A 12,162-nucleotide genomic window follows, 5' to 3' on the forward strand; every position below is an offset into this window, starting at 1 on the left:
CTCGTACCGGGACACCTGCTCGTTCGTGGTTCGGAGCCGAGCGGGGAGAGGTTTGGTGCGGGACCGAGTCGGATTTGCCGCGGCACCGAACGGCCGACGGTAGGGGGCCGCGGCGCCCGGGTTGCCACCCGCACGAGTCTGCGTGCATGGTGTGGCAATGACCTCGCATCCGGCGCCTCTATGACCACGACGGCGCTGGTGGTCTTCACCCGCGACCTGCGGGTGCACGACAATCCGACTCTGCGAGGTGCGGTCGACGCTGCCGACCGCGTTGTCGCGCTGTTCGTCATCGATGAGCGGATTGCGGATTCGGGTTTCGGCTGCCCCAACCGGGCGGCCTTCCTCGCCGACTGCCTGCACGATCTCGATGCGGGTCTCCGGCGCCTCGGCTCCTTTCTGGTGATGCGGCGCGGAGATCCCATCGATCAGATCGCCCAACTCGCCGACCGACTCGATGCGAGTTCGATCCACGTGTCGCTCGACTGGAGTGCGTACGCGCAACGGCGTTCGGAGCGACTCCGGGCCAGGCTCACGGCCGACGGACGCGCGCTGGTCGAGTATGCGGAGACGATTCCGTTGGTTCCACCGGGGAGTGTGCATCCACAGGACAAGGACCATTACTCGGTGTTCACGCCGTTCCATCGCCGTTGGAGCCAGGCGGTCGTACGTACCCCGTTGGACGCTCCCGAGCGCATATCGAGCAGGCGAGTCGACAGAGGCTCCGTGCCCACGGTGATGGAGTTGGGCGGCGGGAACCCCGCGCCCGAACTCCCTGCTGGCGGAGAGACTGCCGGGCGTGCCCGACTCGACGCGTGGATGCGGGACGCGGTACATCAGTACGCAGACCACGGCGACGATCTCTCCGCGGACGCGACGTCGCACCTGTCGGCGTACCTCCACTTCGGCTGTGTGAGCCCCGTCGAGGTCGCGGCGCGCGCGGGCGACTCGGCCGGCGGTGCGGCACTCGTCCGACAGCTCGCATGGCGCGACTTTCATCTGCAGGTGCTCGCGGCTCGCCCGGATGCGTCACGTCGTGACTACCGTGGTCGTGGCGACCGATGGCGTCGAGGTGGCGAGGATTTCGTCGCGTGGTCGGAGGGCCGCACCGGCATCCCCATCGTCGATGCCGGGATGCGACAGCTCGTTCGCGAAGGCTGGATGCACAACCGTACGAGGATGATCGTGGCGAGCTTCCTCACCAAACATCTGTACGTCGACTGGCGGGAAGGCGCGGCGTACTTCCTGAACCACCTGGTCGACGGGGACATCGCGCAGAACCAGCTGAACTGGCAGTGGGTTGCCGGTACGGGAACCGACACTCGTCCCAACCGGGTGCTGAACCCGATCCGTCAAGCCGAGCGGTTCGATCCGCACGGAACGTACGTTCGGCGGTACGTCGACGAGCTCGCGTCGATCGGCGGACGGCGCGTACACCGGCCCTGGGATCTCTCGCCGGAAGAACGTGCTGAACTCGATTACCCGTACCCCGTCGTCAACCTCGACGATGCTCGACGCGCGTTCCACACCGCCCGCGGCGAGACGCCGGATGCGCCGTGACGCCCGTGAAGTGGACGGGTTCGCGGCCGGACCAATCCGGGTCGACTTCGGCTTCGAACGGTAGTCAGCGAGGCCGTGTCGATGAGTGAGGAAGGTCTGCGATGCCAGAGTTCCGAATCGTGACCGGTCCGTCTCCGGACGACGGTTCTGACGAGACGGTCGGCGCGTTGCTGAACCGGGCGGCGCGCGGAGAGGTCGCCGCGTTCGAGCGAATCTACGATGAGGTCGCCGGCGCGGTGCTCGGAGTCGCGGTTCGGGTGCTCCGCAACCGAGCGATCGCCGAGGAGGTCGCTCAAGAGGTTCTGGTGGAGGTCTGGCGGACGGCTGCGCGATACGAGCCGCGCCGAGGCTCCGGCAAGAGCTGGATCCTGACGATTGCGCATCGACGCGCGGTCGATCGCGTACGCCACGAGCAGGCGATGAGCGAACGCGACTACAACGCCGCCAGCGCCTCGGAGTCACGCGGGTTCGACGAGGTGAGCGAGACCGTCGAAGGCGGCTTGGAGCGCGAGCAGGTACGACGCTGCCTCGAAGGACTCACGGACCTGCAACGCGAATCGGTGACGCTTGCGTACTACGACGGCTATACGTACCGAGAAGTCGCCAGGTTGCTCGACTCGCCCCTGGGAACCATCAAGACTCGAATGCGCGACGGGATCGCCCGGTTGCGCGACTGCATGGGGGTGGCCTGATGTCGAACGAGACAGACGCGCACACGCTCGCCGTTCCGTACGCTCTGCACGCACTACCGCCCGACGAGATCGCGCAGTTCGAGGAACACCTGCGGGAGTGTTCATCGTGTCGCGAGGAGGTCGACGAGGTACGGGAGGTGGCGGCTCGGCTCGGCGCAGCGGAGTCCGTCGATGCTCCAGCGCAGCTGCGGCGACGCGTACTCACAGAAATCGGCGGCGTACGACCGCTCCCGCCCGTGATCTCGGAGGACGATGCGCAGCCCGCTCGTCACCCCGGCAGGGTTCGGCGTTGGTGGCCGCGAGTTGCAGCGGGCGTCGCGGCAGCACTACTCGTTGTCGTCGGTGTGCTCACCTCGATCGTGGTCGACCAGGCCCACGAGCTCGACGAGAACGACGAGCTCCGCGCGGCGATCGGTCGGGTCGCGTCTGCGCCCGATATGAAGCAGGAGTCGGCGAAGGTGGACGGTGCACGAGTCATCTCGATGTCCTCACGAGCGCAGGACACCGCGGTCGTGTTCTCTACGGGCATGGCGGCGCCGCCCGAGGGCAAGGACTACCAGGCCTGGTTCATCGACGGCGATCGGATTCGTTCGGCGGGCGTGATGAACGCGGGTGACGACGGCGTACGTCCGCTGGTCGCCGCCGGCCTCGATGATGCGCCGAAGCTGGGTATCACCCTCGAGCCGGACGGAGGTTCGTCGCAGCCAACGACGAAGCCGATCGCGGTCGTAGACCTGCCTTCGTGACGCCAAGCCGTCCTCCGGCCTGCCTGGTTGCGCCGCGGGCGGTGCACGAGTGGCGAGTCAGCGGGGCTCGCCAGCCAGAGTGCGGGCGTACGAGGCGGCCTCGCCGCGAGTCGAGACATCGAGCTTGGCGAGGATGTTCGAGACGTGGACGCTCGCGGTCTTGGCACTGATGAACAGCTCCTCACCGATCCGGCGGTTGCTGTGCCCGGCGGCGACGAGTCGGAGTACCTCGACCTCGCGGGGAGTGAGCTCGACGGGGCCCGGCTGGGCGGTGTCGTCGCCGAGACCGGCTCTGCGGACGAGGTCGTCGACATAGCCGACAACGAGCCCGGCGCCGATCGTTCGGGCGGCGCCGGCCGCGCGCTCGAGCGCGTCGGTGGCCTTCGTACGTTCGCCCGTCTCGACGTACGACCTCCCCAGCCGGTAGGTCGCGTACGCACGCAGGTGCGCGGGGAGCCGCTCAGCCTCGGCGGCGCGCTGCCAGGCCGTGGTCTGGTCGGCGGTCGCGAGCTCGGCGTCGACGAGTGTCTGCCAGCTCGGCGCGGGCTCGTGAAGAGCGATCGGATCCAACTTGTCGCGCAGCCACCGCTCGGCCTCGTCGTCGGCGCTGCCTGTCCGTCGGCGCTCGCCGAGAACCCGAGCGCCGGTGCCGATCAGCGGGAGCACGTAGCCCGGGATGACGTTCGGGAGTTCGAGGCCTTTGCGTACGCAGTCCCACGCAGCGTCGGCGTCACCGCGGGCAAGGTCGAGCTCGGCGCCGATCCGGGCGCAGGGAATCGAGTACTGCGGATCGATCGCCGTACTCGCCGCGAGCGGCTGCAGCTCGCCGAACTCACAAGCGGCCGCAGCCACTTCGCCACGCCACAGCAGCAGGCTGACGCGTAGCGAGGCGAGCTGCCACCGATGTCGTACGGGCGGATCGAGGGAGAGTCCGCGGTCGATCAGCCGCTCGGCGAGGTCCCATTCTCCCAACGCCAGCAACGGCTCCGCCGCGTTGCCGAGGATGATCGCGCCGAGCGTGCGAGCGCGCCCGATCTCACGCGCGTCGTCGATGCCTGCCCTGGCGATCGCTGCGGCCTCCTCGTACCGCCCGAGCAGGCAGAGCGCGTCGGACGCATTGACGTGGTACGAAAGCCTGGCGCCGGGCGGTGCGGACTTGATGGTGCGGGCACGCTCGAACGCGGCGAGACCCTCGTCGACCTCTCCGAGGTTGACCTGCGCCGAGCCCAGCAAGGTCAGCGCCTTGAGCTGCGTGTCGTGTGCGCCGGTGGACTCCGCGAGAGCCACGGCTTCGGTCGCAGCGGCGACCCCCGTGGCGAAGTTCCCGTTCATCAATCGACGGGAGCTGATCACAGCAAGCAGCCGTGCCCGCCAGACGGCTTCTTCGGCCGGCAGCGAGTCGAGCACCGTCTGGAGCTGTGACTCGGGGAGTGGGCGGCCCAGGTCGCTCAAGATCCGGTACCGCTGCAGGACGAGGTCGGTGCGTACCTCTATATCGGCGTCGTCGCCGAACTCCTTCGTGGCCGCTTCGCCGAGGCTGAGTGCGCGCTCCAGCTCGCCGGCCTGCTTAGCTCGCTCCGAGGTGCGCGCGAGCAGCGTCGCGTGGTCCGCGCCTGCGACGTCGGCGGCATCGGGTACGAGCGACCAGAGCTCGAGCACTCGCTCGAGTGCGAACAGTGCTTCGGGGAACGCATAGGTCCTGGCGGCGTGATCGGCGGCGGCTAGGTACGCGCGGAACGCGCCGGCATGGTCGTTGGCGGCGAAGAGGTGGTACGCGAGCTGCATCGCCGAGGCAGCGGGTTCGCCGGGGTTGCCGTCCGGCTGTGCGGCGAGGGCCGTGGCGAATCGCAGATGGAGTCGGGCGCTCTCGCCGGGCAACGTGTCGTCCTGCACTGCCTCGCACAGCAACGCATGGCGGAACGAGTAGCCGTCGCCATCGACCTGCAGCACGTTGGCCGAGACCGCCTCGCGCAGGTACTCGTCGAGGTCGGCCGCTCCCAAGTCGCTGGCGCCGGCGAGCTGCCAGTGCGCGACTCGGCCCGTCTGCCCGACGGCGACCAGCCGGAGCAGTTGCTGAGTCTGCTCCGACAGCTGCTCGATACGTACCAGCAGGAGGTCGCGCAGGGAGTCGGGGAGTCCGGTCGGTGCGCCGCCTGCCTCGGCGCCGGCGAGCTCCTCGACGAAGAACGGCAGTCCCTCGCTTCGCCGGAACACTCGGTCGACGACATCCGTTTCCACCGGGCGGCCCCAGATACTCGCTACCTGCGCGGCGACGTCGTTTCGCGCGAGCCTTGGGATGGTCACCCGGCGAACACTGCGCAGTCGGTCGAGCTCGGCGAGCAGCGGGCGAAGGGGATGCGTGCGGTTGATCTCGTCGGTGCGGTAGGTGAGCAGGAGCAGTAGCGGAGCTTCGGCGAGCGCGCGTACGGCGAACCGCAGCAGATCGCGCGTCGAGCCGTCGGCCCATTGCAGATCTTCGATCACGACGGCGAGCGAATGTTCATTGGCCGCGCGTTCGAGAATGAGCGTGATGACCTCGAACAGCCTGCCGCGGCCCGGGTCCGGGGCGGGATCGTCGAGTTCCAGCTCGGGGATCAGTGCGGCGAGTGCGCCGGAACCTGCTCCCGCCCAGCCGATCACCGCCTCGGCGCCGAACTCCGCGATCATCGACCGGATGACGCCTGCGAGCGACGTGTACGCGAGACCGTCGCTACCCAGCTCGACGCAGTGTCCGGTGTGTACGCGTACGTCCCCGCGAATGCCGGCGGCGAACTCGGAGACGAGCCGGGTCTTGCCCGCGCCCGCCTCGCCGCCGACGAGGACCGCCACCGCATGACCGTCGCGACTGGTCGCCAACGCGTCGCGCAGCTCACCGAGTTGAACCGTGCGACCGACCATCTCGGGACTCACTACCGGCGGCGCCATGGTTGCCATTGTGTCACCGCGTACGCGCAGAGCGGCCCGCCAGTCGGCGCCCATCGCCGGTCACGCCGTGGTACGTGAGGCGTGGCGCAACCGGGCGAACGGACGGTGACGACGCCGCCGGGGTCGACGTGGCTGGGCGGTGCTGCGCACGAGCCGGCGCCGACGCGCCGCCACCAGATCCCGTTCGCGGTACTCCTGCGTCGAGCGGGCCATCATTTCGTTCAGGATCGGCTGGTTGAAAGACATGGTCGCGGCTCCTTGTGGATCTCGTTCCGACACCCACAAGAGTCGTCTCTGAGGTAACTGCCGCACATCGGACAAATGGGCTATCTCTACTGCACGGAGGTACCTCAGAGGTGTCCTACTCGCGAGCTAAGGCGCCCGCTCGACGCGTAGCGCATGGCTAAGGCGGTACGTTCGACGCCGGCGCCCGTACCTGCCGCTGCAACCGAAGGGGATCTCCGATGACCGATGTCTCACGCACGCTGAGAATCGACAATGCCCTCGTGTTCGACGGGAGCGGCGAGGAGCTGTCCTCCGGGTCGATCCTCATCGAGGACGGTCTGATCGCCGATACGACCGACGGCGATGCCGAGGTCGTCATCGACGCTGCCGGTCGCGTGGTCATCCCCGGGCTCATCGACGCGCACTGCCACGCGTACGGGAGCGGGCTCGACGAGATGGTGCTCGAGACGACACCGCTCAGCTATCTGGCTCTCAAGGGCGCGCAGCGACTCACGCGCGCTCTGATCCGCGGCTTCACGACCGTACGAGACGTCGCCGGCGGCGATCCGGGGCTCGCGAACGCGATCGGCGACGGGCTGATCTCCGCTCCGCGCTACCTCTACACCGGCGCAGCGCTGAGCCAGACGGGCGGTCACGGCGATCCGCGACCGGCCGACTCCGATATGTGCGCGCACGGCGGGCACATGGTCGAGGTGGTCGACGGCGTCGATCCGCTTCGACGGGCTGTACGCGACCGGTTCCGGCGGGGAGCGCACGCGATCAAGCTGATGACCTCCGGCGGCGTCATGTCGCCCGCAGATCCGCTCCGCAACCCCCAGTACTCCGCCGACGAGGTGCGAGCGGTGACCGACGAGGCGGCGCGGCGAGGAAGCTACGTCGCCGCGCATGCGTACTCGCCCGAGGCGATCGCGCACTCCGTAGAGAACGGCGTACGCAGCATCGAGCACGGCAACCTGCTCGAGCCCGACACCGCGCAGGCGATGGCGGCGGCCGACGCCTTCCTCGTCCCGACGCTCGCGGCGTACGCGGCGATCGACCGCAGCGGCGCAGAGCTCGGGTTGACCGCATTCCAGCTGCGCAAGAACCAACAGGTCCTGACCTCGGGGCAGGAAGCGATCGGCATCGCACGCGAGGTCGGCGTACGCATCGGCTTCGGAACCGACCTGATGGGCGATCTGGAGGTTCACCAGCTCGACGGTCTTCGCCTCCAGATCGAGGCCGCCGGCGTACTCGAAACGCTGCGGTCGTCGACGTCGGTCAACGCCGAGCTGCTCGGTCGTGACGACCTCGGCCGCATCGGCGCTGGAGCGGTCGGCGACGTGGTGATCCTCGACGGCAACCCGTTCGAGGATGCGTCGGTCCTGTGGGATCCCGCGCGGCCTCGTACGGTGATCCAGGCTGGCTCGGTCGTCGCCTGAGCCGGAGTCCGCGGAGCCGAGATTCTGACGCTGTGACCTCGGTGATCAGCGTGTCCGCGCCGTCACCAGCCCCGTTTCGTACGCGAAGACCACCAGCTGTGCACGGTCTCGGGCGCCGGCCTTCGTCATGGCGCGGCTCACATGCGTCTTGGCCGTCGTCGGGCTGACCACCATCCGCTCGGCGATCTCGTCGTTGGACAGACCATGGCCGACCAACGCGACGACCTCGCGCTCGCGGTTGGTGAGCTTCTCGAGTCCGCCTGCGGAGATGCTGTCCGGCGGTCGTGCCACGAACTCGCTGATCAGGGTGCGGGTCACCACCGGCGACAGCAGTGCGTCGCCACCAGCTGCGACACGTACGGCTTGGAGTACGTCGTCGGGCTCGGAGTCCTTGACCAGGAAGCCGCTCGCCCCGGCTCGTAGTGCGTCGAAGACGTACTCGTCGAGGCCGAAGTTCGTCAGGATCACGACGTGCACATCGCTGAGGTCGTCGTCCGCGACGATCTCGCGGGTTGCGGCGACGCCGTCGAGCACGGGCATCTGGATGTCCATCAGTACGACGTCGGGTCGGTGCTTCCTGGCGAGCCCGACACCTTCCTGGCCGTCGCCCGCCTCAGCGAGTACGTCGATGTCGTCCTCTGCGTCGAGCAGCGCGCGTAGGCCGGTGCGGATCAGGGGCTGGTCGTCGACCAGAACCACTCGGATCATGTGCTCACCGGGACCGGAATCTCTGCGCACACGCGGAAGCCGCCGTCGACGCGGTTCGCTGTCGACAGCTTGCCGCCGAGGGCCGTGACCCGCTCGCGCATGCCGACGAGGCCGAGGCCGGGAGACGGGTCGGCGTCGGGCGCTCCGATGCCGTCGTCGTCGATGCTGACGGTGAGCAGGCCCGTGTCGTAGGCGAGCTCGACGGTCGCCGTCGATGCCTCGGCGTGGCGCGTGACGTTCGTCAGCGCCTCCTGCACGATGCGATAAGCGGCCTTGTCGATGTCGTTGGGAACCGTGCGCGGCTTACCGGAGATGCGCACCGTCGAGGTCAGCCCGACCGAACGGGTGCGCTCGACAAGAGACGGGATGCGCTCGATGCCGTTGCCAGGCGTCGCGCTCTCCTCGCGGAGCACCTCGAGGGTCGCGCGCAGCTCGCGTACGGCGTCGGAGCTGGCCTCCTGGATGGCGAGAATGGCGTCGGACACCTCCTCACCGCGCTTGCGGGCGAGATGCGCGGCGACTCCGGACTGCACCTTGATCACCGAGATGCTGTGGGTGAGCGAGTCGTGCAGCTCCCGGGCGATCCGCAGTCGCTCCTCCGCTGCGCGACGGCGAGCCGCCTCCTCGCGCCCTCGCTCCGCGTCGACCGCGCGCTGCTCGGACTCGCGTACGCGGCCCTTCCACTGCCGCATCGCAATCGCGACGACGCCGATGGTGACGAACCATTCGGCGATGAAGTATCGCTTCCACCGATGGTCCAGTTTGCTCGTGACAACGCGCATGGGTGAATCGTAGTCGCCGAGTACGTGTCCGCCATCGCACCGAGGTTGCATCCGCCCCGTACTTCGCTCGTAGTACGAGATCTCCCTCGGTCGTGTCACACGACGAGGGGCAATACCCCTCTCATGTACGACGACACCGACCGGTGCCGCCGGTGAGGATCGAGCCATCGATCCGGGAGACCCAGGGGGACGACCAGATGACCGACACGACGACCGAGACAACGACGGCGATCGGCGCCGACCTGCGACGAACGTTCCACGGCGCCGTCATGGAACCGCACGACGAGCGGTACGACGAGGAGCGACTGTCATGGCACCGGACGATCGATCCGAAGCCGCTCGCCGTTGCCGAGGCCGCGAGCGGCTGGGATATCGCGTCGGCGGTCCGCGTCGCCCGCGATCACGGAGTGGAGTTGGCGATCCAGTCGACGGGGCACGGCACGATCGCACCCGCCCGCGGTCTGCTGCTGCGCACGTCGCTGCTGGCGGGAGTCGAGATCGACCCCGCCCGCCGACTCGCCCGGGTCGAGCCCGGCGCGCTGTGGTCGGACGTCATCGCCGCGGCCGCGCGGTACGGACTGGCTCCGCTTTCGGGTACGCCCGCGATCGGGGTGTTGGGCTACACGCTCGGCGGGGGAGCGGGCTGGCTCTCCCGTACGCACGGGTACGCGGCGGACAGCGTGACGGCCGCGGAGGTTGTCACGAGTGACGGAGAGGTACGAAGGGTCGACGCCGAACGCCACCCGGATCTGTACTGGGCGATCCGCGGCGGTGGAGGAGGGTTCGCGGCGGTCACGTCATTGGAGTTCTGTCTGTATCCGGTCGATCGGGTGTACTCGGGATTCGCGATGTATCCGCTCGAACGCGCCGGCGAAGTGTTCGCCGCGTACCGCGACTGGTCGCAGGTCGAGCCGGAGACCCTCAACACCTCGGTGTCGGTGATGCGCGTACCTCCGGTCCCGCAGCTGCCGGAAGCCGTCCGCGGCCGAGAGGTCATGGCTGTGCGCGTGTTCGGCGCGCACGGTGATGTCGCGAGCCAGGTCGAACCACTGACGGCGGTCGCAGGGGAGCCGCTGCTCGGTGGGTTCGGCCCGATGACCTTCGCGGAGGCGGCGAAGGCGGCCGGCCCGCCCCCTCCGCCGATGCCGGTACGCCAGCACATCGAGATGTACGACGTACTTCCCGATGCAGTGCTCGACACCGCAACGGGCGCCCTCGACGCGAACCCGGCGCTGATGTCGGTCGAGCTCCGGCACTGGGGAGGTGCGATGGCGCGTCCGGAGGCGGGGCATGGCCCGATCGGGCACCGCCAGGTTCCGTACTCGGTGCTCGTCACCGGCGTTGACGGCGCATCGAGCGATGCCGCCGACCAGGTGGCGACGGTCGCCGATCGGGTGGCGCCGCATGCGACCGGAGTCTCGTTCCGCAACTTCGAGACGAACCCTGCGCGGATGTACGCCGCGTACACGCCCGACGACTACGCGCGGCTGGCGCGAATCAAAACCACCTGGGATCCGGACGCCGTGTTCGGCCAGGACTATCTGGAGGAATGATGACCACGCAGCTCGAACTCGATGTACGTACGACCCTCGGCACCGCGACGGGGTCCCTACGCATCGTTCTCGGGGACGCCCACGCGGCCCGCCGAGCGGCTCTTGCGATCGAGGACCTCGGCTGGCAGCCGCTCCTCGGTCGTGGCGCCGTCACCGTGGCAATAGCCGAGGTCGATCCGAAGTCGGCCGTCGACGTACTGGCCGAACTCGCCTGGGCCGGGGTCTTGCCGATCGGCTTCTCGCTCGGCTGACGGCGCCACGAGCGGTAGGTCAGTACGGCCAGCTGGAAAGCCCGCAGCCGTCCTTGTTCAGGGCCAGGCTCATGTCCTTGACCCGGTGGTCGTCTCCCATCGCGAACCCGTAGTGAGCCGCCTTGTTACCGGGCGCCGGAGCGGCGTACATCGGGAAGATCCGCTTGTCGACGGCGTACCTCTTGTAGACGCGGCGGATCTTCTTCGCGAACGACCCCGTGGGAGAACCGACGGAGCCCATCCTGATGCCCTGAGGCGTGTGCATCTTCTCGGTGCCTGGGATGCTGACTACTCCGCGCTTCGGCGAGATCACCACGCCGTTTCCCACGTTCATCGCCCCTTCGGACGCGTCGAGGTAGTACCACGTGCACTTCCCGATCTTCTGCGGGTTGACGAGCAGTCCGGTCTTGAGCGCCTTTTTCTTCGGCATCCCGAGCCGAAGTCCCTTGTACCTCTTCGGACCGAGTGTCCACTTGTCGCGTTCGACCGTGATCGACGCTGCCGAGCCGAATGCCGGTGCGGAGCCCGTGGTACGTCCCGGCAGGCTGCGGCTCTCTGTAGCACGGTCGTTCGTCGCCGAGTCGTCGGCGGCGGCTGGCGGAACCATGAAACTTGCGGCGGCCACGACTGCGGCGACCCGGATCAAGTTGGCTGAGCGAGCTGTGGTGGTCATACGTTCCCCCTGGAGATCTCGCCGGAACGACGTCCGTTCCGGACCCAAGCGGGTCACGCTAGTAGCGAACGTGGAGGTTGTGAAGGGTGGCCGGAACCCGATGTCCGCTACCGGACGTCGATGCGTGTCGCGGCTGCGCCAACCCGATCGGGTGACCCGCAACACACGGAACCGGGCTGTGCAACGAGATGTGCCTGAGATCACAACTATATAAGGCGAAAGTCGAAATCACGGAGAGTGCGCAGACGTTACCATAGATGTACACAGTCGATCTGAAACGAGGAGGCAGCTCATGCGTGCTGACGCAGTTGGAACAGGTTCGGTGAAGGCACGTAAGGGCTACGGTGCTCGCTTTGCCCTGAGCATCGTCGCGGCCGTTGCGCTGGCTCTGCTGGTAGTGCCGATGCTGTCGGCCGGAGTGCCGTGGGTGCTGACCGCTGGCGCCGTGGCGCTCGCGATCGTCGCCGGAATCGACGCCGCTCTCGTGGCCGACCGGATGCTCAACGCGCCGGCACCGGCTCGTGAGTCGCTCGACCTCGCTGCCTGACACCTACTCCGACGAGGCCGCCACTACGCGTGGCGGCCTCGTCGTATTCACTGGTGTCTCCACG

General features: G+C 68.2%; 10 protein-coding genes and 2 pseudogenes. 7 read left to right on the forward strand and 5 right to left on the reverse strand.

All coding sequences use genetic code 11. The features are described 5' to 3' along the window. The first annotated feature begins 180 nt into the window (after positions 1-180). The 3 genes from MU582_08830 (at position 181) to MU582_08840 (ending at position 2,995) form a co-directional block, all read left to right on the forward strand. Positions 181-1,557: a DNA photolyase family protein gene (locus tag MU582_08830; GenBank protein UPK76725.1), complete on the forward strand. Its 1,377-nt coding sequence runs from the start codon at positions 181-183 to the stop codon at positions 1,555-1,557. 101 nt (positions 1,558-1,658) lie between these two features. Next, positions 1,659-2,249, forward strand: a complete 591-nt coding sequence (gene sigK / locus MU582_08835; GenBank protein ID UPK76726.1) for an ECF RNA polymerase sigma factor SigK — start codon at positions 1,659-1,661, stop codon at positions 2,247-2,249. Then, on the forward strand, positions 2,249-2,995 hold the full coding sequence (locus tag MU582_08840; protein ID UPK76727.1) for an anti-sigma factor: 747 nt from the start codon (positions 2,249-2,251) through the stop codon (positions 2,993-2,995). Before sigK ends, MU582_08840 begins: the two co-directional genes overlap by 1 nt. 57 nt (positions 2,996-3,052) lie before the next feature. On the opposite strand, the pseudogene MU582_08845 reads toward MU582_08840, so the two are convergent. Then, positions 3,053-3,244: pseudogene (locus MU582_08845) on the reverse strand (LuxR C-terminal-related transcriptional regulator). Between the two features lie 2,205 nt (positions 3,245-5,449). Further along, a pseudogene (locus MU582_08850) lies at positions 5,450-5,893 on the reverse strand (AAA family ATPase). A gap of 491 nt (positions 5,894-6,384) precedes the next feature. Here MU582_08850 and MU582_08855 point away from each other — a divergent pair. Further along, positions 6,385-7,584 (forward strand): amidohydrolase family protein, encoded by a 1,200-nt coding sequence (locus MU582_08855; GenBank protein ID UPK76728.1) that lies wholly within the window; start codon positions 6,385-6,387, stop codon positions 7,582-7,584. Positions 7,585-7,629: 45 nt separating this feature from the next. Here the strand turns inward: MU582_08855 and MU582_08860 are convergent, their stop codons facing one another. Continuing rightward, entirely contained in the window at positions 7,630-8,292 is a 663-nt protein-coding gene (locus tag MU582_08860; GenBank protein ID UPK76729.1) for a response regulator transcription factor, read from the reverse strand. Then, on the reverse strand, positions 8,289-9,074 hold the full coding sequence (locus MU582_08865) for a sensor histidine kinase (protein UPK76730.1): 786 nt from the start codon (positions 9,072-9,074) through the stop codon (positions 8,289-8,291). Before MU582_08865 ends, MU582_08860 begins: the two co-directional genes overlap by 4 nt. 152 nt (positions 9,075-9,226) lie before the next feature. Here MU582_08865 and MU582_08870 point away from each other — a divergent pair, with 152 nt between their 5' ends. Further along, complete coding sequence (locus MU582_08870; protein UPK76731.1) at positions 9,227-10,627, forward strand: FAD-binding oxidoreductase; 1,401 nt, start codon at positions 9,227-9,229, stop codon at positions 10,625-10,627. Next, positions 10,624-10,878 carry a hypothetical protein gene (locus MU582_08875; protein ID UPK76732.1) on the forward strand — a complete coding sequence of 85 codons (255 nt, stop codon included), beginning with the start codon at positions 10,624-10,626 and terminating at the stop codon, positions 10,876-10,878. The genes MU582_08870 and MU582_08875 overlap by 4 nt, the downstream gene beginning before the upstream one ends. A gap of 19 nt (positions 10,879-10,897) precedes the next feature. On the opposite strand, the gene MU582_08880 is transcribed toward MU582_08875, so the two are convergent. Beyond that, positions 10,898-11,551, reverse strand: a complete 654-nt coding sequence (locus MU582_08880) for a hypothetical protein (protein ID UPK76733.1) — start codon at positions 11,549-11,551, stop codon at positions 10,898-10,900. Between the two features lie 292 nt (positions 11,552-11,843). Here MU582_08880 and MU582_08885 point away from each other — a divergent pair, with 292 nt between their 5' ends. After that, positions 11,844-12,098, forward strand: coding sequence for a hypothetical protein (locus MU582_08885; GenBank protein ID UPK76734.1), 255 nt, complete (start codon positions 11,844-11,846; stop codon positions 12,096-12,098). Positions 12,099-12,162: the final 64 nt, after the last annotated feature.

This window comes from Nocardioidaceae bacterium SCSIO 66511 (genome assembly GCA_023100825.1).
Lineage (GTDB): Bacteria > Actinomycetota > Actinomycetes > Propionibacteriales > Nocardioidaceae > Solicola.